Here is a 23,072-nt window from a genome sequence, read left to right on the forward strand (position 1 = left end):
AGGCGCTGACCACCCGCAGGGCCACTTCATTGACGTGCTCGGTGGCGGAAGACACTTCGCGAATCGAGGTGTGAATGCGCTCCACGAAGCGGTTGAATGCATTGCCCAGGGTGCCGAATTCATCGTTGTTCTGGATGGTCAGGCGGCGGGTCAGGTCGCCTTCACCGTCGGCAATGTCCTGCATGGCGCGGGTCATCAGGTGCAGAGGTTGCAGCAAGACGCGGATGAGCATGCCGAGCAGGGCGATGATGATCACTACCGCGATGATCGTGGCGATCACCGCCGAGGTGCGGAACTCACTGAGCATGGCGAAAGACTTGTCTTTATCCACCGAAACGCCCAGGTACCAGTTCACCGAGGGCAGGCCCTTGATCGGTGTGAACGTCACGATATTAGTCTTGCCGTTGGCTTGCACTTCGCTGAAGTCACCGCTGATCTTTGGCGTGTCTTTTGGATAAACGTCCGCCAGGGTCTTCATCACCAGGGCTTTATCCGGGTGCACCAGCACTTTGCCGTCAGCGCTGACCAGGAACGCATAGCCCATGCCGCCAAAATCCAGCGCGCCGATGTTATCTACCAGGGTCTGCAGGCTCAGGTCGCCGCCGACTACGCCGATGCTCTGGCCACCCTTGGCGCTGGGCGTGGCGACAGAAATGATCAGTTGCCCGGTCGCCGCGTCAATATAGGGCTCGGTCAGGGTCGAGCCGTTACTGGCCTGGGCGCCTTTGTACCAGGGGCGAACACGCGGGTCGAAGCCGTCGGGCATCTTGGTGTCAGGGCGGATGGTGAACGCGCCCTGGCTGTCACCGACGTAGGTGGCCATGAATGACGAGGTCAGCGCTTTCTGCTCCAGCAGGCTGGCGACCACGGTTTTTTCAGGGTTGATGGCGATGTTCTGTGCGGCGTTTTCCACCAGAGCGATACGCCCGGTGAGCCAGGTTTGGATGTTGCTGGCGGTGACGTCGCCCATCTCATGCAGGTAGTTATTGAGGTCGTCGCGAATCGCGTTGCGCTGCAGGTAGTCGTTGTAGAGGGTAAACAACGCGAAGGCGGCGATGACGATAAGGGAGGCTGCAAGCAGGATCTTGTGGCTGAAGCGCAGATTTTTGTTCATGGCTTGAAGGGTCCGCTAAGGTCTTAATATCCGAGGCGCATCCTATGCGGGAGGCGCAAAATGGCAGCGTCAAAAAAGGTGTGGTATTTCTGGTGATAGCTCCGTTGGTCCGTATCGGAATTATCTGACCGTTTTTTAGTCTTTGTCGGGCTTACATCCGTCTATATCGACCTCGCGGCACTAAAGATTAACCATAGGTGACGAAATGCCTGACTCCACACAACTGCTTATCGGTGCCGGCCTTGACGGCCAGCCCATCGCCCAGTCCATGCGCCTGGCCAACCGTCATGGGTTGATCGCTGGCGCCACGGGCACGGGCAAGACCGTCACCTTGCAGCGCCTGGCGGAAGCCTTCAGTGATGCGGGCGTGGCGGTGTTCGCTGCCGACATCAAGGGCGACCTCTGCGGCCTGGGCGCCGCCGCCAACCCCCAGGGCAAAGTGGCCGAGCGTATTGCCGGTATGCCCTTCCTTAATTACACCGCCCAGGCGTACCCGGTTACCTTGTGGGATATACACGGCCAATCCGGTCACCCACTGCGCACCACCATCAGTGAAATGGGCCCGCTGTTGCTTGGCAGCCTGTTGGAACTCACCGACAGCCAGCAATCGGCGCTCTATGCGGCGTTCAAAGTGGCCGACCGCGAAGGCCTGTTGCTGCTGGACCTCAAGGACCTCAAGGCACTGCTCAATCACCTGCGCTATCACCCGGAACTGCTGGGCGAAGACGCCGCCTTGATGACCACCGGTTCCAGCCAGGCCTTGTTGCGGCGCCTGGCAGTGCTGGAGCAGCAGGGCGCCGAAGCCTTGTTTGGCGAGCCGGCCCTGCAACTGGAAGATATTTTGCAGCCCGCCAGCGATGGGCGTGGGCGCATCCACCTGCTGGACGCCAGCCGCTTGGTGCATGAAGCGCCGAAGGTTTACGCGACCTTCCTGTTGTGGCTGCTGGCAGAGTTGTTCGAACAATTGCCGGAACGCGGCGATGCCGACAAACCGTTGTTGGCGTTGTTTTTCGACGAGGCGCACTTGTTGTTCGCTGATACACCAAAAGCCTTGCAGGAGCGCCTGGAGCAGGTGGTGCGCCTGATCCGTTCCAAAGGCGTCGGCGTGTATTTCGTCACCCAATCGCCGGGCGACTTGCCGGATACGGTACTGGCGCAACTGGGCCTGCGTATCCAGCACGGTTTGCGTGCGTTCACCGCCAAAGAACAGAAGTCCCTGCGGGCGGTGGCGGACGGTTTCCGGCCCAACCCGACATTCGATACCTTGTCAGTGCTCACAGAGTTGGGCACTGGTGAGGCATTAGTGGGAACCTTGCAGGAAAAGGGCACGCCGGAAGTCGTCCAGCGCGTACTGGTTGCTCCCCCGCAATCGCGGATCGGGCCGCTCACCGAAGCCGAACGCAAAGCGTTGATCGCCAGTTCGCCGCTGTTGGGGCGCTATGACAAGCCGGTGGATCGTGAGTCTGCCTATGAAGTGCTGATGGCCCGCAAGGAACTTGGGCCTGCCGAGCAGGCCGCGCCGGCCGCCGAAGAGCCGAGCTTCACCGACAAGGCCGGTGCCTTCCTGGGGACCACGGCGGGCAAGGCGTTGAAATCAGCCATGCAGCAGGCCGCCAATCAGATGGGGCGCCAGTTGGTGCGGGGTCTGCTGGGTTCATTATTGGGCGGCAGCAAACGCAAATAGCGCTTCAGGCTTTGGGCCGGGCATGGGCGGCCAGCCGTTCCAGGGCGGCGCGCAAGCCCGGGTCGTTGATCCCTTCGGCGGTGGCCTGAAGGGTTTCAGCGGCCGTTTCCGACAGGTCCAGGGTATGCCCCACTGCGCCTTGCGGCACGGTGGGTGGCTGCACCTTGAACTGAATGCGCGTCAAACCGGCGAACTCTTCAAACACCATCAACTGGCGCTGCAAGCGTTTTTGCTGATAACGCAAGCGGGTAGCCCAATGACCATCGGTGACAATTAATAGCAGATTGCCTTCGCGCCAGGACGCCACATGACAGTGCTCACGTGCGGCCGGTTGCAGCTGGCTTTCAAGCAGGCGTTGCAAATGGCCCAGGCGCTTGGCATGGCCAAAGATGGCTTTCAACGGCTTGGCTTCGCGAAGCAACACGCCGGGAGCGCGGGCTGTGAGAGGGCGAAATGCCATGTTTAGACACCTTAGGTAACAGAGCGGCTATCTTAGCAGAAAGCGCCTGGACACCCCGAGGCTCTGCGTCGGCTGGGCTTTGCCCATGAAATCAATAAGTAACTTCTGCACGCCATGGGTTGAAGTTCGCGCAAAAGCCCTTATTTTAAACAAGCCCTCTCACAGCGCCGTGCCTGCCTCGGGGAACAACGCCACTTTCCTCACCCACGATTCCGGGTAGAATGCGCGTTCGCAATGCGGCCGTGAGGGCTGCTCGGGCCACTCACGGTGCGCCCTCCATCCCTATGTGTGGAAGAACCTGCCGATATGTTTGCGCCTTTGTTAAAGAAACTTTTTGGAAGCAAGAATGAGCGCGAAGTCAAACGCATGCTCAAGACGGTGCAGCTGGTCAATGCCTTCGAAGAGCAGATGGTTGCTCTGTCGGACGAGCAATTGCGCGCCAAGACCCAAGAGTTCAAGGCCCGCATAGCCAAAGGTGAAACCCTCGACAAGCTGCTGCCCGAAGCCTTCGCGGTCGCCCGTGAAGCCGGTAAGCGCGTCATGGGCATGCGCCACTTCGACGTCCAGTTGATCGGCGGCATGACCTTGCATGAAGGCATGATTGCCGAAATGCGCACCGGTGAAGGCAAGACCCTGGTGGCAACCCTGGGCGTCTACCTCAACGCACTGTCCGGCAAGGGCGTGCACGTTGTGACGGTGAACGACTACCTGGCTCGCCGGGATGCCAACTGGATGCGCCCGCTGTATGAATTCCTCGGCCTGACCGTCGGCGTGGTAACGCCGTTCCAGCCGCCGGAAGAGAAGCGCGCCGCGTACGCCTGCGACATCACCTACGGCACCAACAACGAATTCGGTTTCGACTACCTGCGCGACAACATGGCGTTCAGCATGGATGAAAAATTCCAGCGTGAACTCAACTTTGCCGTGATCGACGAAGTCGACTCCATCCTCATCGACGAAGCCCGTACCCCGCTGATCATCTCCGGCCAGGCCGAAGACAGCTCGCGCCTGTACACCGAGATCAACAAGTTGATCCCGCGTCTTGAGCAGCACATTGAGGAAGTGGAAGGCGTGGTGACCAAAGAAGGTCACTTCACCATCGACGAGAAGACCCGCCAGGTCGAACTCAACGAAGCCGGTCACCAGTTTGTCGAAGAGATGCTGACCCAGATCGGCGAGTTGGCCGAAGGTGAAAGCCTGTACTCGGCGCACAACCTGGGCCTGTTGACCCACGTGTATGCCGGCCTGCGCGCCCACAAGCTGTTCCACCGCAACGTCGAATACATCGTGCAGGACGGCCAGGTGGTACTGGTTGACGAGCACACCGGTCGTACCATGCCCGGTCGCCGTCTGTCCGAAGGCCTGCACCAGGCCATCGAAGCCAAGGAACACCTCAACATCCAGGCCGAAAGCCAGACGTTGGCGTCCACCACCTTCCAGAACTACTTCCGTCTGTACAACAAGCTGTCCGGCATGACCGGTACGGCCGACACCGAAGCGTTCGAATTCCACCAGATCTACAACCTGGCCGTGATGGTCATTCCGCCGAACAAGCCGTTGGCGCGTAAAGACTACAACGACCTGGTGTTCCTGACCGCCGAAGAGAAATACGCGGCGATCATCAATGACATCAAGGACGGCATGGCCAAGGGCCGTCCGATCCTGGTGGGTACCGCCACTATCGAGACTTCCGAGCACGTGTCCAACCTGCTCAACAAGGAAGGCATCGAGCACAAGGTACTGAACGCCAAGTTCCACGAAAAAGAAGCCGAGATCATTGCCCAGGCCGGTCGCCCAGGCGCACTGACCATCGCCACCAACATGGCCGGTCGTGGTACCGACATCCTGTTGGGCGGCAACTGGGAAGTGGAAGTGGCCTCGCTCGACAACCCGACGCCCGAGCAGATCGCCCAGATCAAGGCCGACTGGCAGAAGCGCCACCAGGCCGTGCTGGAATCCGGTGGCTTGCAGGTGATCGCGTCCGAGCGTCACGAGTCGCGTCGTATCGACAACCAGCTGCGTGGCCGTGCCGGTCGCCAGGGTGATGCCGGTTCCAGCCGTTTCTACCTGTCGCTGGAAGACAGCCTGATGCGTATCTTCGCGTCGGACCGGGTGAAGAACTTCATGAAAGCCCTGGGCATGCAGTCCGGTGAAGCGATCGAGCACCGCATGGTGACCAACGCCATCGAGAAGGCCCAGCGCAAAGTAGAAGGCCGTAACTTCGACATTCGTAAGCAACTGCTCGAGTTCGACGACGTCAACAACGAACAGCGTAAAGTGATTTATCACATGCGTAACACGTTGCTGGCCGCCGACAACATTGGCGAGACCATCGCTGATTTCCGTCAGGACGTGCTCAACGCCACTGTCAGCGCGCATATCCCGCCACAATCGCTGCCTGAGCAGTGGGATGTTGCCGGCCTGGAAGCGGCATTGAAGAGCGACTTCGGTGTGGACTTGCCGGTTCAGCAATGGCTGGACGAAGACGACCACCTGTACGAAGAAACCCTGCGCGAAAAACTGATGGCCGAGCTGCTGGCCGCATACAACGAGAAAGAAGAGCAGGCGAGTGCCGAAGCACTGCGCACCTTCGAAAAACAGATCGTATTGCGCGTGCTGGATGACCTGTGGAAAGACCACCTGTCCACCATGGACCACCTGCGCCACGGTATCCACCTGCGTGGCTACGCCCAGAAGAACCCGAAGCAGGAGTACAAGCGCGAGTCGTTCACGCTGTTCTCCGAATTGCTGGATTCGATCAAGCGCGACTCGATCCGCGTGCTGTCCCACGTTCAGGTGCGTCGCGAAGACCCGATCGAGGAAGAAGCACGCCTGCGCCAGGAAGCCGAGGCCCTGGCGGCGCGCATGCAGTTCCAGCATGACGAAGCGCCGGGCCTGGATGAGCCTGAAGCCTTGGGTGAAGAGGTCGATGTGGCCCTGGCCCAGACCCCGGTTCGCAATGACCAGAAGCTGGGTCGCAACGAACTGTGCTACTGCGGTTCGGGCAAGAAATTCAAACACTGCCACGGCCAGATCGAATAAGATTTTCGCCTGACGCTGCAACACCCCGCGCCGCGACCGGCCTTTGCCGTCGCGGCGTTTTGCCATTAATTCCCACCGTCGATAGCGACGGCACAGACATCACCTATTTTTAAGGAGCGCATTCATGGCTGTTGGTCTTGGTCCTTTGCCCACGTTGCACCCGGTTGCCGGTTTTGAACTCGGTATCGCTTCGGCCGGCATCAAGCGCCCGGGGCGCAAGGATGTGGTGGTGATGCGCTGTGCTGAAGGCTCGACCGTGGCGGGGGTGTTCACCCTCAACGCCTTCTGCGCCGCGCCGGTGATTCTGGCCAAGCAGCGCGTGGCCGGTTCGATCCGTTACCTGCTGACCAACACCGGCAATGCCAACGCCGGCACCGGCGAGCCAGGCCTCGTCGCGGCGGCGCGCACCTGCGCCAAGCTGGCCCAATTGACCGGCGTCGATGCCAGCCAGGTGCTGCCGTACTCCACCGGTGTGATCGGTGAGCCGCTGCCGGTGGAAAAAATCGAAGGCGCCCTGCAAGCCGCGCTTGATGACTTGTCTGTGGATAACTGGGCGGCTGCCGCTACCGGCATCATGACCACCGACACCTTGCCAAAAGGCGCGAGCCGCCAGTTCGTGCATGACGGCGTGACCATTACCGTTACCGGTATCAGCAAAGGCGCAGGCATGATCCGCCCGAACATGGCCACCATGCTCGGCTATATCGCCACCGACGCCAAAGTCTCCCGCGATGTGCTGCAACGCCTGATGCTGGACGGCGCCAACAAGTCGTTCAACCGCATCACCATCGACGGTGACACGTCCACCAACGACTGCTGCATGCTGATCGCCACCGGCCAGGCCAACCTGCCGGAAATCACTTCCACCGAAGGCCCGTTGTTTGCGGCGTTGAAGCAGGCGGTGTTCGAAGTGTGCATGGACGTGGCCCAGGCCATCGTGCGTGACGGCGAGGGCGCGACCAAGTTCGTCACGGTTGAAGTCAACGGCGGCGGCAACCACCAGGAATGCCTGGATGTGGGCTACACCGTGGCGCACTCGCCGCTGATCAAGACCGCGCTGTTTGCATCGGACCCGAACTGGGGCCGTATCCTCGCGGCTGTTGGCCGTGCTGGCGTGCCGGACCTGGACGTGAGCAAGATCGACGTGTTCCTGGGTGACGTGTGCATCGCCAGCCGTGGCGCTCGCGCCGAAACCTACACCGAAGCCCAGGGCTCGGCGGTGATGCAGCAGGAAGAAATCACCATCCGTATCGAGCTGGGTCGCGGCGAGTGCAGCGAAACCATTTGGACCACCGACCTGTCCCACGAGTACGTGAAGATCAACGCGGAATACCGTACCTGAAAATGACCCTCCCCCTGTAGGAGCGAGCTTGCTCGCGAAGAACGTCAACGATAACGCGTGCATCCTGGATAACCGCGGTGGCATTGAGTTTTTCGCGAGCAAGCTCGCTCCTACAAAGGGCTATAACGAGAGGAAGCAGTGGCGTGAAACGAGTGCATGTAGCAGCAGCGGTGATCCGCGGTGTCGACGGCAGGATCCTGCTGGCGCGCCGTGCCGATACTCAGCATCAAGGCGGCCTCTGGGAGTTTCCCGGCGGCAAGGTGGAGGCCGATGAGTCGGTTGCCACGGCCTTGTCCCGTGAATTGCAGGAAGAGCTGGGCATCCAGGTCACCACGGCGCGGCCGCTGATCAAGGTGCAGCATGACTACCCGGACAAACAGGTATTGCTGGATGTGTGGGAAGTCTCGGCTTTTACCGGCGAGCCCCATGGCGCCGAAGGGCAGCCGTTGGCGTGGGTGGCACCCCGGGACCTGACCAACTATGAATTTCCGGCGGCGAATGCGCCGATTGTCGCTGCGGCACGCTTGCCTGCCGAGTACCTGATCACCCCGGGCGAGCTGGAAACCCCGACGTTGTTGCGCGGTATCCAAAAGGCTATCGCCGGTGGCATCAAGCTGGTTCAACTGCGTGCGCCCAACGGTTATGACCCTAAATACCGCGACTTGGCAGTAGATGCGGTGGGCCTGTGTGCCGGCAAGGCGCAACTGATGCTCAAGGGGCCGTTTGAGTGGCTGGGGGATTTCCCCGCTGCCGGCTGGCATATGACCTCGGCGCAGTTGCGCAAATACGCCAGTAAGGGTCGACCGCTGCCCAAAGACCGTTGGCTGGCGGCTTCGTGCCACAACGCTGAAGAGCTGGCGCTGGCAGAAATGATGGACGTGGATTTTGTCACCCTGTCGCCGGTGCAACCGACCCAGACTCATCCGGATGCCCAGCCGTTGGGTTGGGAGCAGGCGCAGCAGTTGATCGCCGGGTTCAGCAAGCCGGTGTTTCTGTTGGGCGGGGTTGGGCCGGCGCAGCGGGAGCAGGCTTGGGAGGCAGGTGCGCAAGGTGTGGCAGGTATTCGGGCGTTCTGGCCGCAGGTGTGATGCAGCGCTGATGGGCCTTATCGGGATGTAGGAGCGAGCTTGCTCGCGAAAGGCGTCAACGATAACGCGGGCTTGCAGAATGAGCGCGGCGCCTGCGCGTTTTTCGCGAGCAAGCTCGCTCCTGCACTCCGATTGGGCCCTCCCAGTCACCTGAAAAATGTCAGTGGGGCTTGGCCGCCGCCTGCCATAACACTTCCGCAACACCTTGGCGTTTGGCAATCACCCTGGCTGCCACAAACAGCAAATCCGACAACCGATTGATATACGCCAACCCCACACCCTCCAACGGCTCCACGGCATTGAGGTGCTGACAGCGGCGTTCGGCGCTGCGCGCCAGGCTGCGGCACACATGGGCCTGTGCGATCAAGGCTGAGCCGCCGGGAAGAATGAAGTTCTCCAGCGGTCCAACCTCTTCATTCCAGCGATCAATCGCTGCTTCCAGTCGATCCACTTGCGCCGCATTCAACGCCTTGTACACCGGCATGGCCAGCTCACCGCCCAAGTCAAACAGACGGTGCTGGCAAGGGGTGAGCACTTCAATCACATCCTTCAACCCTGGGTGCTTGCCGCTTTGTTCTTCAAGGTTGGCCAGCAGCAGGCCCAACTGGCTGTTCAGCGTATCCACCTCGCCAATCGCTTCCACGCGTGGATGGTCCTTGGGCACGCGGCGGCCGTCGCCGAGGCCGGTTTCGCCTTTGTCGCCGGTACGGGTGTAGATCTTCGACAGGCGAAAGCCCATGGTCAGTGCTCCAGTTGGGTAAGTTCAGTGGGAGGCAATTGGCTGCCGGCCAGGGGCAGGCGCAAGGTAAAGCAGGTGCCCTGGCCCAGGGTGGAATGCACTTCCATCTGGCCCTTGTGGTTGTTGGTGATGATGAAATACGACACCGAAAGCCCAAGCCCGGTGCCCTGGCCGATTTCCTTGGTGGTAAAGAACGGTTCGAATGTACGTTTGCGCACGTTTTCGCTCATGCCGATGCCGTTGTCTTCCACCTGGATTTCGGCCCACGGCGGGTTGAGGCGCGTGCGCAGGATAATGCGCCCAGGTTCGCTGTCGTCTTCACGCAGGTGAATGGCCTGGGCGGCGTTCTTCAACAGGTTGAGCAGCACTTGCTCCAGCTCGTTGGCGGTGCCGGGTACTGGGCCCAGTTGCGGATCGAACTGGCGGATGATCGCCTGGCCCTTGAAGTCGAACCCAATGGTCAGGTCGAAGTCGTTGCCAGCGATTTCCACAGCCTGGTCGATCAGCGCCGGCAAATCGCAGGGCGCCATCTGGCGATTGCTGCGGCGGCTGAAGCTGAGCATGTGGGTGACGATCTTCGCGGCACGTGCACCGGCCTGCTGAATGCCGTCGAGCAATTGCGGGACTTCGCGGCCTTGCAGGTATCGGTTGACCGTCTCCAGCTCGATGCCCACCTGTTCGGCCAGTTCCAGGTTCTTGGGCAACTCGGGGGACAGGCGGCGGCGGATGTTCTGCACGTTATGCAGGATCGCGCCCAGCGGGTTGTTGATCTCATGGGCCATACCTGCCGCCAGGCCGCCCACGGAGAGCATTTTTTCCGATTGCACCATCATTTCTTCCAGGGACAGGCGCTGGGTGATGTCGTCGATTCGGATCACCACACCGCGCCCGGCACCGCCCATCAAGGGGTAGAACGTCAGCGCATAATGCTTGGGCTCGTCGTCTTTGATCCAGGTGACCCGCTCGATCCGTTCCACCGTGTGTTGCTCCACGGTGGCCTTGATTTGCGGCAGGTACGGCTTGAGCGGCTGGAAGGCCAGGAACACCGGCTGGTTCAGGGCTTCGTCCAGGCGCGTGCCGGATAGGGCGGTGGCTTCCTGGTTCCACTGGGTGACGTAAAGTTGTTCGTCCAGGGCGATCAGCGCCGAGGGCATCGAGTCGATAATGCTGTTCAGGTAGTTCTGGAAGCCCGTGAGCTTTTTCTCGATCTTGCTGCGCACCTGGACTTCCAGTTCCAGCTTGCGGTTGGTATGCCGGGTTTCTTCGGCCAAACCCTGGGCCTGGTCATACGCAGCCTGGGAGTCGTCGCGCGCACGTTTAAGTTGCTGCTCACGGGCTTCGATGCGCGACAGCATGGTGTTGAAGGCTTCGGCCAGGCTGCCGATTTCGTCACGGTTGCCACGCCCGGCGCGTAACGCGTAGTTTTCCTCGCGGGTCACCTGGCGGGACAGTTCTTCAAGCTCATGAATCGGTCGGGTGATCAGGCGTTTGATCTGCCGGGCGATGACCAGCCACAACAACACGCTGAAAATCAGGATGCCCAGGCTCGCGGTCAGCGTGCCGGTATAGAATGCCACCGGCAGCTCACTGCTGGCCACCAGCAACAAATGCCCCGAAGGCTGGTTGCCGCGGGGCAGGGTGATGACCTGGTTGCTGCGAAATTCGGTGAGGCGCCACGCTTCGATATGCCGGTAGTGGTCCGGCAGGTGCAGGCGGTCGCCGTGCTGCATCTGCGCCAGGCGGTTGCCTTCGCCGTCGTACAGGGCGGCGGCGCGCAACGGTGAATAGCTGGTCAGCTCATTGAGCAGCGCCTCGGCCTTGGTCGGAGATTCAAGGGCCTCGGCGGCGAGCGCGGGGTTGGACACCAGTCGACCGATGGACTGCAAGGCCTGGGGGGCCATGCTTTCCTGGGAGATCCAGTAGGCAGCGCTGATAAACGTCAGGTTGGCCACCAGCAATACGGTGGTCAATAACACCAGCAGGGCGGCCAGCAGTTTCTGCCCTACCGGTAGATTTTCAAGACGCTGGCGCAGTGGCATCAGGGGTTTCCCAGGTGATAGACAGGTAGGCAGGGTAGCGCGTGCCTCAGTTGCTGGCCAATCCGCGTGCGCGCAAATGCTCGACGAGGCGCGCTTGCAGCTGTTGCAGATGCGGCAACACCAACTGATGGCGGGCCGCCGCCTGGCAGGCATAGCCCAGCAGGTAGCTGATCTCGGTACGCCGTGCGTTGGCCACGTCCTGGTACATGGACGAGTAATTGGCCGCCGTGGCCTGGATCACCCGCTGTACCTCGCTGTGCAGGTCCTGTGCGGCGGCGGGTTGGCCGCAGCATTCGAGCAGCTCGGCCAGTTCCGCACACAAGGTTGCCACTTCACACGCGTGGGCTTGCAAGCCGCCGTTGCGGCATTCGTAAAGCACGGTGAGGGGGTTGATGGCGCAATTGAGCGCCAGCTTGCGCCACAGGCGCGTGAGGATATCGCTGGCCCAATCGTGGGGAATGCCGGCCGCTTGCAGGTCGTCCAGCCACAGCGGTGGCGTGGGGTGGCTCGCATCCCCCAGCCAGGTGAAACCATGGCCGGCAAATACCACCCGCCAGTCGCCTTGGCGAAACGCGCCTTCGGTGCTGGAGGCATAGATGCAACGGGCCGACGGTACTTGTGCGGCCACTGCGTCCTGGCTGCCGAGGCCGTTTTGCAGCAGGATCAGTTCGGCGTCGGGCGCCAGTCGAGGTTGCAACTGGGCGATAGCGCTTTGGGCATCGTAGGCTTTGCATGCCACCAGCAGGCGATGAATTGGCTCTGGGCTGTCAGGCGTTTCGCCGACTACCGGGTAAGTCTGTTCCACACCCTGCTCGACCAGGGTCAGGCCCTGGCCGGCTCGATAGTCGGCCAGGCGCGCCTCATTGCGCAGGATCAGCTTCACGGGCACGCCCGCGCGCGCCAGCCGTGCGGCCCAGAGGGTGCCCAGGCTGCCGGCGCCAAGAATATGCCAGGGGGTCGCCATCAGTGTGTACTCCATAAGCTCGCCAGCGGTGAACGGCGCGAAAGAACCGCTATAATGCCCCGGCATTTTAGCTCGGGCGCGCTCCATCTCTACTGAGCCCGCCCCTTATATTGGAGAAATCACATGCCTTCGTTCGACGTGGTATCTGAACTGGACAAACACGAAGTCACCAACGCCGTCGAGAACGCCGTCAAGGAACTGGACCGTCGCTACGACTTGAAAGGCAAGGGCAGCTTCGAATTCAAGGAAAAGGAACTGACCGTCAACCTGACCGCTGAAGCCGATTTCCAGCTGGAAGCGATGATCGAGATCCTCAAGCTGGCCCTGGTCAAGCGCAAGATCGACGTGCAGTGCCTGGAAGTCAAGGACGCCTACGCCTCCGGCAAGCTGATGAAGCAGGAAGCCGTGCTCAAGGAAGGCATCGACAAAGAGCTGGCCAAGAAGATCGTGGCGCACATCAAGGACGCCAAGCTCAAGGTCCAGGCCGCCATTCAGGGCGAGCAGGTTCGCGTCACCGGCAAGAAGCGTGACGACCTGCAAGAGGCCATCGCGGCCCTGCGCGCCAAGACGTTTGATATGCCGCTGCAGTTCAATAACTTCCGCGACTGATGGCACTCTGGGGAACCTGTGAGCACTTTTGACGTCCCACGCCCCAGCATCATTGCCTACAATTGAGCCCTTCGGGGCTCAATTGCGTTTTCAGGCAGTCAGTAGAGCCTTATCGCCGCACAACAGGAGAAAGTAGATGGATTTGAACGCTGAAATGGATCACCTGATCAAGACCTCCCAGTCTTGGATCCCCATGATCATGGAATACGGCAGCCGCGTATTGCTGGCGTTGATCACCCTGGCCATCGGCTGGTGGCTGATCAATGTCTTGACTCACCGTGTGGGCCGCCTGCTGGCCATGCGTAACGCAGACTTGGCTCTGCAACACTTCATCACCAGCCTTGCCAACATCGCGCTCAAAGTCATGCTGGTGGTCAACGTGGCCTCGATGATCGGTGTGGCAACCACCTCGTTCGTTGCGGCGATCGGTGCCGCTACCCTGGCTATCGGCCTGGCCTTGCAAGGCAGCCTGGCGAACTTTGCCGGCGGCGTGTTGATTCTATTGTTCCGCCCATTCCGTATCGGTGACTGGATCGAAGCCCAAGGTACCTCGGGTACCGTCGACAGCATCCAGATCTTCCACACGGTGTTGCGTACCGGCGACAACAAGACGGTGATCATTCCCAACGGCAGCCTGTCCAACGGCCTTATCACCAACACCAACCGCCAGCCGACCCGCAAGGTCGTGTTTGATGTGGGTGTGGACTATGAGGCGGACCTGCAGAAGGCCCGTGAAGTGCTGCTGGCTCTGGCCGAAGACCCGCGTGTACTGAAGGACCCTGCCGCCGTGGCGGTGGTGTCGACCTTGGGTGACAGTTCCATCACCGTCTCCCTGCGTTGCTGGACCAATACCCCGGATTATTGGGACGTGATGTTTATGCTCAATGAACTGGCGCGTGACCGTTTGAAAGCGGCCGGGATTGATATTCCGTTTCCGCAGCGGGTTATTCGCGTGATGCAGGAAAGTGCGACGAAATAACTTGGCGTGACGCTATCAAACTTGGCCGAAAGGTCAGCTTTGATAAACTAGTTACTTAGCTTGCTAGTTGTTTTGTTGATTGAAATAAAACTGCAATAAAAAAGCCGCTCCCTGTTGAACAGAGGAGCGGCTTTTTATTTAAGGCCTAAGCCTCAAGTCATCGTTGTAATTGAACCAGCAATTACAAGATGTTCAGCGGGTAGTTCGCGATCAGGCGCAGCTCGTCGATCGACGGCGAACCGTAGTACACGCCATCACCGGAACGATAAGTCGCTTGACGCAGACGCAGGCTCAGGTTTTTCGCCGGGCCGCTCTGGATCACGTACTTGGCTTCGATGTCGCGTTCCCACTCTTTGCCGTTCGACGTGGTGGCGGTGTTGGCACCGCTACCGGTGACATAACGGGTCATGAAGCTCAGGCCCGGAATGCCGAAGGTCGCCATGTTGATGTCATAACGCGCCTGGTAGGACTTTTCGCCTTCGGCGTTGAAGTCGGAACGGGCGATGGAGTTGGCCAGGAACACAGTGCCGCCGCCGTCTACGCCGTAACCGTAGTCGCCGTCACCGGTGACTTTCTGCGCTGCCAGGGTGAAGGTGTGAGCGCCGATGGTGTACGCACCCTGCAAGCTGAAGGCACGGTTGTCGAGCTTGGTCACGCCGTCTTTCTCTGCGCGTTGCAGGCCGGCGCCGTCGCTCTTGGTGTCGTATATGTTGAAGTCCAGGGCGAACGACTGATCATCGCTCAGGGCGTGGGTCCAGTTCAGGTTGCTGTAGTACTTGCGGAAATAATCTTCGGTTTTCGCGTAGTACAGGCTGCCGGTGATTTCTGGAGTGAAGGCATACACACCGCCGACAAAGTCGGTTTTGGTCAGGCCCAGGCTGTCGTGGTAGGTCTGGTTCTGCGCGACGCTCGAGGTGAAGTGACCGCCTTCAAGCTTCAGGCCCTTGATTTCGTTGCTGGTGATCGAGATACCTTGTGGCAGCTCTGGCAGCAGGCGGCTGTCGTCGGAAGCGAACACCGGTGCCGTGGTGTACTGGTCACCGATTTTCAGCACGGTATTGGAGATGCGGAACTTAACTGCGCCGCCGCCTTTGGAGTAGTCGTCCTGCGAGCGACCGTCGGAACCGGTAGGGAACAGACCGGTGCCGGCGCGGCCCTTGCCGCTGTCGAGCTTGAGGCCCATCAGGCCGATCACGTCGACACCGACACCAATGGTGCCCTGGGTGAAGCCCGATTCGTACAGGGCATTGAAGCCCAGGCCGGTTTCTTCAGCACGGCTCTTACGCTTGCCGTTGACGGTGCTGTAACCGCCGCCTGGCTCATTACGGAAGTCACGGCTGAAGTACAGCGCGCGAGTATTGATGCTGAAAGTACTGTCTTCAACAAAGCCCTTGGAATCGTCCTGGGCGGACGCCATTGCGAACTGCGAGGTGCCTGCTGAAACAGCCAGGGCGATCATGCTCCACTTCATCACGCGCATCGTGATTTGCTCCTTTGGTTTTAGGAAGAGTACTGCCGTCCCACCTGTATTTTTATCTGGGCGGCTCTTTCTTTTTGTGTCGGCGCAAAGTTATCTCACGCAGACCCTATTGACGATACTTACTCAACTATCCTTTCAGCTTCTTTACGAGGCTGTCGTAAATCGCTAGATCCATGTCGCAAATTCACAGCCAGAAATGTATCCAGGCTGACAACTTCAATGCTGTTTTCAGACTTCTTTCAAAGCTTGAACGCATCCCTGATACACATTGAAACGCCACTGTTTTTATCGCGAAACACCTGTGTCCAAACGGGTGCCGTTGCCGACGATATGGGGGTGAATGCAACAAGCGTGCTCAAACCACTGACCGAATGTCATTTTTTCGTGAAAAGTGTGATGAACCTGTAAAAACCGCATAAGCACGGGGGGTTTACGCCATTTGGGTTGGGCTTGACGCCAGGGTTTTACCCCGGTTCGGTGGTACCGGAATCCTGTATGTGGGTAAAACGTTACCGGTTGACCCTTATCGGTGGGTAATCGGCGGATCCCTTTGAGGCGCAAGTGAGTCATTTTGGTGCGTTCCGTTGAGGCCCGGCCTAGCGTCGCTTACCTGTGTTACTGCCTCTAAAGGGTGCATTTTTTTGTTCGGCTGCCTCAAGGCCGCCAGCATTGCCCGTGAAGCCTTGGGGATTCGAAGGTATGCTGGGCACCTGTTACCGACCTGCCGAACGGAGTGCCACGTGTTCGCCTTAGATCAACGCCTGCAACAAGATACCTTGGCCATTGGGGACTTCCCGCTCTGTCGCCTGATACTGTCCAACGACGCGAATTACCCCTGGTTCATCCTGGTGCCGCGCATCAACGGTATCAGCGAAGTGTTTCAACTGGATGTCGCAGATCAACAAACCTTGTGGCAAGAAACGACGGCCCTGGCGCAGTTGCTCAACGAGGGGCTGGCGGCTGACAAGATGAACATCGGCGCGCTGGGTAACGTCGTCAGCCAGTTGCATGTGCATGTGATTGTGCGCAAGCGCGATGACGCCGCGTGGCCAGCCCCGGTGTGGGGCAAGCACCCGGCCCGGCCCTATACGCAAGAGCAGGTGGCCGCGATTCGCAGCCGATTGCGCGAGCTATTGCCTGCCGACTTCATCTTTACCCAGGACTGAACCATGGACCTGCAAGAACGCGTTACCGACCTGGAAAGCCGCCTGGCCTTTCAGGACGACACCATTGAAACCCTCAACGACATCCTGGTTGCCCAGCAGCGGGCCGTCGAACGCCTGCAATTGCAGATGACTGCACTGCTCAAGCGCCAGGAAGAAATGGGCGGGCAGTTCGAGTCATCCGAAGAAGAAGCGCCGCCGCCCCACTATTGAATGCGCACGCAATAAAAAAACCGCGACCCAGCCAAGGCTGGATCGCGGTTTTTTTTGCTGCGAAGGCTGGGGAATCAGCGACGCGGCAGGGCAGCGATGACGTCTTCGGCTTGCAGGCCCTTGTCACGGTTCATCACCGAGAACTCCACGCGCTGGCCTTCGACCAGTACGCGATGACCTTCGCCACGAATGGCTCGGAAGTGGACGAAGATATCGTCGCCCGAGTCGCGGGAAATGAAGCCGAAGCCCTTGGAGGTGTTGAACCACTTGACGGTCCCGGTATCCCGGTTGGTCATGTCATAGTTTTGCGACGCGGCCGCTGGAGACGAGCGGTAGAAGCTGATGGCCAGGTGAAGAACGATGGCGACCACAGCAATCACCAGGCTGAGCAGGATGGCCGGATGGCCCCCGACTTCAGGCATGGGCGCCAGGAGGGTGAGGGTTTGTACGACAACAGTCAGCACCAGCAGCGCACTGACCAGGTTTTGCAGTTGATGACGCGTGCCTTTGTTCCAGTAAGGGATTACCGGTGCGAGCGTCAGGTTAAGAAGGCCGAACAAGGCCAGGTACAGGGCGTCGTGTTGTTCCAGATAAGGCAGGCTTTCAGGCTGCAGGCTCGGAATAAAGGACAGCAGCAACGCTGCAACGCCCGTTAGCAGGTGGACGATCTTCAACATTTTGGTTAACTCACGTTAAGACGGATCACAAGGAAGAGCTGACTGGCACGGTTCGCTTCTGAACAATGGGAGGCGTTGAGCACGTGCGCGGGTATCAGCCTATGTGACGTGCCGCAGGAATAAACGGCAGCCACACCGCGTCTATTTAACAGCAAAGGCTGTGCCTACTCAAATCAAGCATTTCGGGGTATTGCCACGGCCACGGCATTTCTGCGTCAAACGCTTGTCCTAGACAGGTGCGGGATTTTTCATTGGTATGCCGAGACTCTTCCCACAGGTAAACAGGCTTGCCAAGTCAGATCCCGCAGGCGGTGCGGGGCGATTTGCCGCATGTCGCCCGGGTGTGCCGGGCTGCACATGACGCACTCTCTTGCTAGAGTGGAGCTGCACCTGATCAATGAATGCTCGTCAATTGAAGGGGAAACACATGGCAATCGATATTGGTATCAGTGAAGAAGACCGTAAATCCATCGTCGACGGACTTTCCCGCCTGCTTTCCGATACCTATGTTCTGTATCTGAAGACCCACAATTTCCATTGGAACGTCACAGGCCCCATGTTTCGCACGCTGCACCTGATGTTCGAGGAGCAGTACAACGAGCTGGCGCTGGCAGTGGACTCCATTGCCGAGCGTATCCGTGCCCTGGGCTTCCCGGCGCCGGGTGCCTATTCGATTTACGCGCGCCTGTCTTCCATCAAGGAAGAAGAGGGTGTGCCGAGCGCCGAAGAGATGATCAAGCAGTTGGTGGCCGGCCAGGAAGCGGTCACGCGTACCGCGCGAGGTATCTTCCCATTGCTCGACAAAGTCAGTGATGAGCCGACGGCGGACCTCTTGACCCAGCGTATGCAGGTTCACGAGAAAACCGCGTGGATGCTGCGCTCCCTGCTCGAAAACCAGTAACCGTCAGACCCAGGCGGCGCCTTTTGGGCGCTGCCTGCTGGTTTCCCTGCGCTTCCTGGCGTTGTCCTACGACTAACTACTCCCCGTCTTCTGGCTGCTCTGCGCTGGCTGCTGTTTTATAGGCCCATCGTCCAATGGGAGAAACCTGTTGGCTGCTGTTTGGCAATGGAGTGTCAGGTGTATGTCACGTGGAGTGGGTAAGGGAGTGATGGAAGCCTGTGGTTTTCACAAGATAAAAGTTGACCCTTTTTCGAAGGGTTTTGATATGGGACTGGCCAAGCCACTGTCCCGGTCGGTCAGGCTCAATGGGTTTTCTACCTGTCTGCGCCTTGAACAGATCTATTGGAATATCCTGACGGAAATCGCCAGGCTCAATACCTGCTCGGTCAGTGCATTGTTGTCCTATGTGGATCGGGAAGTGCATTTGCGTTACGGAGGCGTGAAGAACTTCAGTGGGCTGGTGAGGGTGGTGTGCGTGGTCCATGTGCTCAAAGACCGGAGCGCCCTCACGTCCGGGGACACGCTCGCGCAGTAGTCCGGTGGTCGGCCCGTCATCCCGGCGGGCCGGGCCCTGGGCACAAAGCCGGCTGCGCTGTGTTGATTTACCAGATATAATCCCGCGCTTTGCTGCGCATGCCGGGCTTTATGCACAGGGCAGGGCGTGGCGCTGTAACGATCTGATCGCCGAGACATCTCCATGCCCATGTACGACTATCAATGCGCTTCCTGTGGTCATCAGTTGGAAGCCATTCAGAAGATCAGCGCCGCGCCGCTGGTCGATTGCCCTGCCTGCCAGGCACCTGAGTTGAAGAAGATGTTGTCCATGCCGGGCTTCCGCCTGAGCGGCAGCGGCTGGTACGAGACCGATTTCAAGACCGGCGCCAAGAAGAACCTGGCCGGCGGCGACAAAGCAGACTGAGTTGAACTCTACGCGCAGGCTCCTGCATTATCCGTCCCCTGCTTAACTGTACGGTGACGAGGCAGGCCTGCCACCGAATTTCGAATTACGAGAAGTGAAACCACGACCATGATGCGCAGCCACTATTGCGGCCAACTGAACGAGACCCTGGAAGGTCAGGAAATCACCCTTTGCGGATGGGTTCACCGTCGCCGCGACCACGGCGGGGTGATCTTCCTCGATATCCGTGACCGTGATGGTCTGGCCCAGGTAGTGTTCGACCCGGACCGCGCCGAGAGTTTCGCCGCCGCCGACCGCGTGCGCAGCGAATACGTGGTGAAGATCACCGGCAAGGTACGGCTGCGTCCGGCCGGTGCCGTGAACAAGAACATGGCGTCCGGCGGCATCGAAGTGCTGGGCTATGAGCTGGAAGTGCTGAACGAGTCGGAAACCCCGCCGTTCCCACTCAACGAATACTCCGACGTAGGCGAAGAAACCCGCCTGCGCTACCGCTTCCTGGACCTGCGTCGTCCGGAAATGGCCGAGAAGCTGCGCCTGCGTTCGCGCATGACCACCAGCATCCGCCGCTTCCTCGACGAAAACGGCTTCCTGGACGTCGAAACGCCGATCCTCACCCGGGCCACCCCGGAAGGCGCGCGTGACTACCTGGTACCGAGCCGCACCCACGCCGGCAGCTTCTTCGCCTTGCCGCAATCGCCGCAGTTGTTCAAGCAACTGCTGATGGTGGCCGGCTTCGACCGTTACTACCAGATCGCCAAGTGCTTCCGTGACGAAGACCTGCGCGCTGACCGCCAGCCGGAATTCACCCAGATCGACATCGAGACCAGCTTCCTCGATGAAACAGAGATCATGGGCCTGACCGAACAAATGATCCGCAACCTGTTCAAGGAAGTGCTGGGCCTGGAGTTCGGCGAATTCCCGCACATGACCTTCGAAGAAGCCATGCGCCGCTACGGTTCCGACAAGCCAGACCTGCGTAACCCGCTGGAACTGGTGGACGTGGCCGACCAGCTCAAGGACGTCGACTTCAAGGTGTTCAGCGGCCCGGCCAACGATCCGAAATGCCGTATCGCCGCCCTGCGCGTGCCTGGCGGCGCGAGCATGCCGCGCAAGCAGATCGACGACTACACCAAGTTCGTCGGCATCTACGGTGCCAAGGGCCTGGCGTACATCAAGGTCAACGAGCGCGCCAACGGCGTCGACGGCCTGCAATCGCCGATCGTGAAAAACATCCCTGAGGCCAACCTGAACACGATCCTTGATCGAGTCGGTGCGGTTGACGGCGACATCGTGTTCTTCGGCGCCGACAAGGCCAAGATCGTCAGCGAAGCCCTGGGCGCGCTGCGTATCAAGCTGGGTCACGACCTGAACCTGCTGACTTGCGAATGGGCGCCGATGTGGGTGGTCGACTTCCCGATGTTCGAAGAGAACGACGACGGCAGCTTCAGCGCCTTGCACCACCCGTTCACCGCGCCGAAGTGCTCCCCGGCCGAGCTGGAAGCCAACCCGGCAGGCGCTTTGTCCCGTGCCTACGACATGGTGCTCAACGGTACTGAGCTGGGTGGCGGCTCGATCCGTATCCACCGCAAAGAGATGCAACAAGCGGTATTCCGCCTGCTGGGCATCAACGAAGCGGAACAGGAAGAGAAGTTCGGCTTCCTGCTCGACGCCCTGAAGTACGGCGCGCCGCCGCACGGTGGCTTGGCGTTCGGCCTGGACCGTCTGGTGATGCTGATGACCGGTGCCCAGTCGATCCGTGAAGTGATCGCCTTCCCGAAAACCCAGAGCGCTGCGGACGTCATGACCCAGGCGCCGGGTGTGGTGGATGCCAAGGCCTTGCGCGAGTTGCACATCCGCCTGCGCGAGACGCCGAAGGCTGAGTAAGGCTGCTGCGTGAAAGCGCGATAAAGTGGTAGGCAGTCAAAAAGGCGCATCTTCGGATGCGCCTTTGCGTTTAAAAGAGGGAAATCTCGCCTGGGGCGTAATGCCGTTCAGTTAAGGCTTTTTGTAGGAGCGAGCTTGCTCGCGAAAAACCCATAGGCGCCGTGTTCAATCAGGAAACACGCGTTATCGTTGACGTTTTTCGCGAGCAAACTCGCTCCTACAGAGGGCGATATACGCTTAACTGAACGGCATTACGCCCGGGGGGCGGGATTGATAAGTTTTTTAGAGAATTCGGAGTTGTGTTATGGCTGGCCATTCCAAGTGGGCGAACATCAAGCACCGCAAAGAGCGTCAGGATGCCAAGAAAGGCAAGATCTTCACCAAGTGGATTCGCGAACTGACCGTCGCAGCACGCCAGGGTGGCGGTGACCCGGGTTCCAACCCGCGTCTGCGCCTGGCGCTGGACAAGGCCCTGGGCGCGAACATGAGCCGCGACATCATTGACCGCGCCGTGGCCCGTGGTGCCGGTGCGGCCGATACCGACGACATGGTCGAGCTGACCTACGAAGGCTACGGCCCGGGCGGCGTGGCGGTGATGGTCGAATGCATGACCGATAACCGCAACCGTACCGCCGCTGCCGTACGCCATGCGTTCAGCAAATGCGGTGGCAACCTCGGCACCGACGGCTCGGTGGCCTACCTGTTCGAGCGCAAGGGGCAAATCACCTTCGCACCCGGCACTGATGAAGACGCGCTGATGGAAGCCGCGATGGAAGCGGATGCCGATGACGTGGTCACCAACGAAGACGGCTCTATCGATGTGTTTACCTCGTTCGCCAGCTTCTACGCCGTGCGTAATGCCCTGGAAGCCGCTGGTTTCAACGGCACCGACGCGGAAATCGTGATGCTGCCGACCACCAGTGCCGAACTGGACCTGGACGGTGCGCAGAAGGTGCTGAAGCTGCTGGACATGCTTGAAGACCTGGATGATGTGCAGAATGTGTATTCGAATGCCGACATCCCTGAGTCTGTGGCCGAACAGCTCACTTGAGAACGATGAATATCCCCTGTGGGAGCTGGCTTGCCTGCGATAGCATCACCTCGAATTGACAGAAGCACCGAGGTGCCCGCATCGCAGGCACGCCAGCTCCCACAGGGGTTCTATGCTGTTACACAAATGTGTGCCTGGCACATACCGTTGTAAATCCAACCCGCAGGCGTTATGACTTTAATCCTAGGTATCGACCCCGGTTCGCGCATCACCGGTTTTGGCGTGGTGCAGCAGACCCCGCGCGGCTGTGTGTATGTCGCCTCGGGTTGCATCCGCACCGGTGCCGGCGAGCTGGCCGAGCGGCTGCAGATCGTTTATCGCGGCGTGCGTGAAGTCATCCAGACCTACGGCCCGGTCACCATGGGCATCGAAAAAGTCTTCATGGCCAAGAATGCCGACTCGGCGTTGAAGCTTGGCCAAGCCCGTGGCGCCGCCATCGTGGCAGGTGCCGAGGAGGGCATGGAGATCGCTGAATACACCGCGACCCAGGTCAAGCAGGCCGTGGTCGGCACCGGTGGCGCCAACAAGGAGCAGGTGCAGATGATGGTCATGCACATGCTCAAGCTCACGTCCAAGCCGCAGATCGACGCCTCGGACGCCTTGGCCATCGCCATTTGCCATGCCCATACCCGCTCCAGCCTGCTGCCTCATGGCTTGGGCGCAGCACGTAGTCGTGGCGGGCGCTTGCGTCTCTGATAGCATCAGCGCAATCGTTATTTTTGCG

Annotated in this window: 20 protein-coding genes and 1 pseudogene; 14 read left to right on the plus strand and 7 right to left on the minus strand. The window is 59.8% G+C overall.

Annotated elements, in window-relative coordinates; genetic code table 11:
- Nucleotides 1-82: 82 nt before the first annotated feature.
- Nucleotides 83-1,114 (minus strand): annotated as a pseudogene (locus DK871_RS29725) (cache domain-containing protein); the annotation flags it as partial.
- A 205-nt stretch (nt 1,115-1,319) separates the two neighbouring features.
- Here DK871_RS29725 and DK871_RS17540 point away from each other — a divergent pair.
- Entirely contained in the window at nt 1,320-2,798 is a 1,479-nt protein-coding gene (locus DK871_RS17540; RefSeq protein WP_047711675.1) for a helicase HerA-like domain-containing protein, read from the plus strand.
- 4 nt (nt 2,799-2,802) lie between these two features.
- Here the strand turns inward: DK871_RS17540 and DK871_RS17545 are convergent, their stop codons facing one another.
- Nucleotides 2,803-3,258, minus strand: coding sequence for a DUF721 domain-containing protein (locus tag DK871_RS17545; RefSeq protein WP_003193887.1), 456 nt, complete (start codon nt 3,256-3,258; stop codon nt 2,803-2,805).
- Between the two features lie 306 nt (nt 3,259-3,564).
- Here DK871_RS17545 and secA point away from each other — a divergent pair, with 306 nt between their 5' ends.
- The 3 genes from secA to DK871_RS17560 all read left to right on the plus strand — a co-directional run bounded on the left by secA (nt 3,565) and on the right by DK871_RS17560 (nt 8,730).
- On the plus strand, nt 3,565-6,300 hold the full coding sequence (gene secA / locus DK871_RS17550; protein ID WP_014719726.1) for a preprotein translocase subunit SecA: 2,736 nt from the start codon (nt 3,565-3,567) through the stop codon (nt 6,298-6,300).
- Between the two features lie 124 nt (nt 6,301-6,424).
- Nucleotides 6,425-7,642, plus strand: coding sequence for a bifunctional glutamate N-acetyltransferase/amino-acid acetyltransferase ArgJ (argJ, locus tag DK871_RS17555; RefSeq protein ID WP_032895495.1), 1,218 nt, complete (start codon nt 6,425-6,427; stop codon nt 7,640-7,642).
- Between the two features lie 143 nt (nt 7,643-7,785).
- The gene (locus tag DK871_RS17560; RefSeq protein WP_161906039.1) at nt 7,786-8,730 is read left to right on the plus strand and encodes a Nudix family hydrolase; all 945 of its coding nucleotides are present in this window, start codon (nt 7,786-7,788) and stop codon (nt 8,728-8,730) included.
- Nucleotides 8,731-8,890: 160 nt separating this feature from the next.
- Here the strand turns inward: DK871_RS17560 and DK871_RS17565 are convergent, their stop codons facing one another.
- Genes DK871_RS17565 through DK871_RS17575 form a run of 3 tightly spaced genes read right to left on the minus strand, consistent with a single transcriptional unit; the run spans nt 8,891 to nt 12,472 of the window.
- Nucleotides 8,891-9,469, minus strand: coding sequence for a cob(I)yrinic acid a,c-diamide adenosyltransferase (locus DK871_RS17565; RefSeq protein WP_161906041.1), 579 nt, complete (start codon nt 9,467-9,469; stop codon nt 8,891-8,893).
- A 2-nt stretch (nt 9,470-9,471) separates the two neighbouring features.
- Nucleotides 9,472-11,508 (minus strand): ATP-binding protein, encoded by a 2,037-nt coding sequence (locus tag DK871_RS17570; protein ID WP_032895499.1) that lies wholly within the window; start codon nt 11,506-11,508, stop codon nt 9,472-9,474.
- Between the two features lie 46 nt (nt 11,509-11,554).
- Nucleotides 11,555-12,472: a putative 2-dehydropantoate 2-reductase gene (locus DK871_RS17575; RefSeq protein WP_161906043.1), complete on the minus strand. Its 918-nt coding sequence runs from the start codon at nt 12,470-12,472 to the stop codon at nt 11,555-11,557.
- 123 nt (nt 12,473-12,595) lie between these two features.
- Here DK871_RS17575 and DK871_RS17580 point away from each other — a divergent pair, with 123 nt between their 5' ends.
- Nucleotides 12,596-13,081, plus strand: a complete 486-nt coding sequence (locus DK871_RS17580; protein WP_003193880.1) for a YajQ family cyclic di-GMP-binding protein — start codon at nt 12,596-12,598, stop codon at nt 13,079-13,081.
- Between the two features lie 136 nt (nt 13,082-13,217).
- The gene (locus DK871_RS17585) at nt 13,218-14,060 is read left to right on the plus strand and encodes a mechanosensitive ion channel family protein (RefSeq protein ID WP_161906045.1); all 843 of its coding nucleotides are present in this window, start codon (nt 13,218-13,220) and stop codon (nt 14,058-14,060) included.
- 181 nt (nt 14,061-14,241) lie between these two features.
- Here DK871_RS17585 and DK871_RS17590 read toward each other — a convergent pair whose 3' ends face one another.
- The gene (locus DK871_RS17590) at nt 14,242-15,540 is read right to left on the minus strand and encodes an OprD family porin (RefSeq protein WP_161906047.1); all 1,299 of its coding nucleotides are present in this window, start codon (nt 15,538-15,540) and stop codon (nt 14,242-14,244) included.
- 740 nt (nt 15,541-16,280) lie between these two features.
- On the opposite strand from DK871_RS17590, the gene DK871_RS17595 reads away from it, so the two are divergent.
- Both DK871_RS17595 and DK871_RS17600 read left to right on the plus strand, forming a co-directional pair.
- Nucleotides 16,281-16,706: an HIT domain-containing protein gene (locus DK871_RS17595; protein WP_161906049.1), complete on the plus strand. Its 426-nt coding sequence runs from the start codon at nt 16,281-16,283 to the stop codon at nt 16,704-16,706.
- 3 nt (nt 16,707-16,709) lie between these two features.
- Nucleotides 16,710-16,916, plus strand: coding sequence for a SlyX family protein (locus DK871_RS17600; RefSeq protein ID WP_003193876.1), 207 nt, complete (start codon nt 16,710-16,712; stop codon nt 16,914-16,916).
- Between the two features lie 74 nt (nt 16,917-16,990).
- Here the strand turns inward: DK871_RS17600 and DK871_RS29480 are convergent, their stop codons facing one another.
- Nucleotides 16,991-17,593, minus strand: a complete 603-nt coding sequence (locus DK871_RS29480; RefSeq protein WP_003193875.1) for a cold-shock protein — start codon at nt 17,591-17,593, stop codon at nt 16,991-16,993.
- A gap of 427 nt (nt 17,594-18,020) precedes the next feature.
- Here DK871_RS29480 and DK871_RS17610 point away from each other — a divergent pair, with 427 nt between their 5' ends.
- The 6 genes from DK871_RS17610 (at nt 18,021) to ruvC (ending at nt 23,044) form a co-directional block, all read left to right on the plus strand.
- Entirely contained in the window at nt 18,021-18,494 is a 474-nt protein-coding gene (locus tag DK871_RS17610) for a Dps family protein (RefSeq protein WP_003193874.1), read from the plus strand.
- A gap of 181 nt (nt 18,495-18,675) precedes the next feature.
- Nucleotides 18,676-19,029, plus strand: coding sequence for a ribbon-helix-helix domain-containing protein (locus DK871_RS17615; protein WP_161906051.1), 354 nt, complete (start codon nt 18,676-18,678; stop codon nt 19,027-19,029).
- 162 nt (nt 19,030-19,191) lie between these two features.
- The gene (locus tag DK871_RS17620) at nt 19,192-19,413 is read left to right on the plus strand and encodes an FmdB family zinc ribbon protein (protein ID WP_003193872.1); all 222 of its coding nucleotides are present in this window, start codon (nt 19,192-19,194) and stop codon (nt 19,411-19,413) included.
- 108 nt (nt 19,414-19,521) lie between these two features.
- Nucleotides 19,522-21,297 carry an aspartate--tRNA ligase gene (gene aspS, locus DK871_RS17625; RefSeq protein WP_161906052.1) on the plus strand — a complete coding sequence of 592 codons (1,776 nt, stop codon included), beginning with the start codon at nt 19,522-19,524 and terminating at the stop codon, nt 21,295-21,297.
- A gap of 304 nt (nt 21,298-21,601) precedes the next feature.
- Nucleotides 21,602-22,348 (plus strand): YebC/PmpR family DNA-binding transcriptional regulator, encoded by a 747-nt coding sequence (locus tag DK871_RS17630; protein ID WP_003193870.1) that lies wholly within the window; start codon nt 21,602-21,604, stop codon nt 22,346-22,348.
- Between the two features lie 171 nt (nt 22,349-22,519).
- Nucleotides 22,520-23,044, plus strand: coding sequence for a crossover junction endodeoxyribonuclease RuvC (gene ruvC, locus DK871_RS17635; protein ID WP_019821257.1), 525 nt, complete (start codon nt 22,520-22,522; stop codon nt 23,042-23,044).
- Nucleotides 23,045-23,072: the final 28 nt, after the last annotated feature.

This window comes from Pseudomonas sp. L13 (assembly GCF_009935965.1).
In the GTDB taxonomy this organism is placed as follows: Bacteria; Pseudomonadota; Gammaproteobacteria; order Pseudomonadales; family Pseudomonadaceae; genus Aquipseudomonas; species Aquipseudomonas lactis.

Excerpts from the sequence above, each read along its gene's own strand:
- DK871_RS17610 (WP_003193874.1), top strand. The coding sequence starts at position 18,021 with ATGGCAATCGATATTGGTATCAGTGAAGAAGACCGTAAATCCATCGTC.
- DK871_RS17630 (WP_003193870.1), top strand. The coding sequence starts at position 21,602 with ATGGCTGGCCATTCCAAGTGGGCGAACATCAAGCACCGCAAAGAGCGT.
- aspS (WP_161906052.1), top strand. The coding sequence starts at position 19,522 with ATGATGCGCAGCCACTATTGCGGCCAACTGAACGAGACCCTGGAAGGT.
- DK871_RS17615 (WP_161906051.1), top strand. The coding sequence starts at position 18,676 with ATGTCACGTGGAGTGGGTAAGGGAGTGATGGAAGCCTGTGGTTTTCAC.
- DK871_RS29480 (WP_003193875.1), bottom strand. The coding sequence starts at position 17,593 with ATGTTGAAGATCGTCCACCTGCTAACGGGCGTTGCAGCGTTGCTGCTG.
- DK871_RS17580 (WP_003193880.1), top strand. The coding sequence starts at position 12,596 with ATGCCTTCGTTCGACGTGGTATCTGAACTGGACAAACACGAAGTCACC.
- DK871_RS17585 (WP_161906045.1), top strand. The coding sequence starts at position 13,218 with ATGGATTTGAACGCTGAAATGGATCACCTGATCAAGACCTCCCAGTCT.
- DK871_RS17590 (WP_161906047.1), bottom strand. The coding sequence starts at position 15,540 with ATGCGCGTGATGAAGTGGAGCATGATCGCCCTGGCTGTTTCAGCAGGC.
- DK871_RS17565 (WP_161906041.1), bottom strand. The coding sequence starts at position 9,469 with ATGGGCTTTCGCCTGTCGAAGATCTACACCCGTACCGGCGACAAAGGC.
- DK871_RS17620 (WP_003193872.1), top strand. The coding sequence starts at position 19,192 with ATGCCCATGTACGACTATCAATGCGCTTCCTGTGGTCATCAGTTGGAA.
- DK871_RS17570 (WP_032895499.1), bottom strand. The coding sequence starts at position 11,508 with ATGCCACTGCGCCAGCGTCTTGAAAATCTACCGGTAGGGCAGAAACTG.
- secA (WP_014719726.1), top strand. The coding sequence starts at position 3,565 with ATGTTTGCGCCTTTGTTAAAGAAACTTTTTGGAAGCAAGAATGAGCGC.
- ruvC (WP_019821257.1), top strand. The coding sequence starts at position 22,520 with ATGACTTTAATCCTAGGTATCGACCCCGGTTCGCGCATCACCGGTTTT.
- DK871_RS17545 (WP_003193887.1), bottom strand. The coding sequence starts at position 3,258 with ATGGCATTTCGCCCTCTCACAGCCCGCGCTCCCGGCGTGTTGCTTCGC.
- DK871_RS17540 (WP_047711675.1), top strand. The coding sequence starts at position 1,320 with ATGCCTGACTCCACACAACTGCTTATCGGTGCCGGCCTTGACGGCCAG.
- DK871_RS17600 (WP_003193876.1), top strand. The coding sequence starts at position 16,710 with ATGGACCTGCAAGAACGCGTTACCGACCTGGAAAGCCGCCTGGCCTTT.
- DK871_RS17575 (WP_161906043.1), bottom strand. The coding sequence starts at position 12,472 with ATGGCGACCCCCTGGCATATTCTTGGCGCCGGCAGCCTGGGCACCCTC.
- argJ (WP_032895495.1), top strand. The coding sequence starts at position 6,425 with ATGGCTGTTGGTCTTGGTCCTTTGCCCACGTTGCACCCGGTTGCCGGT.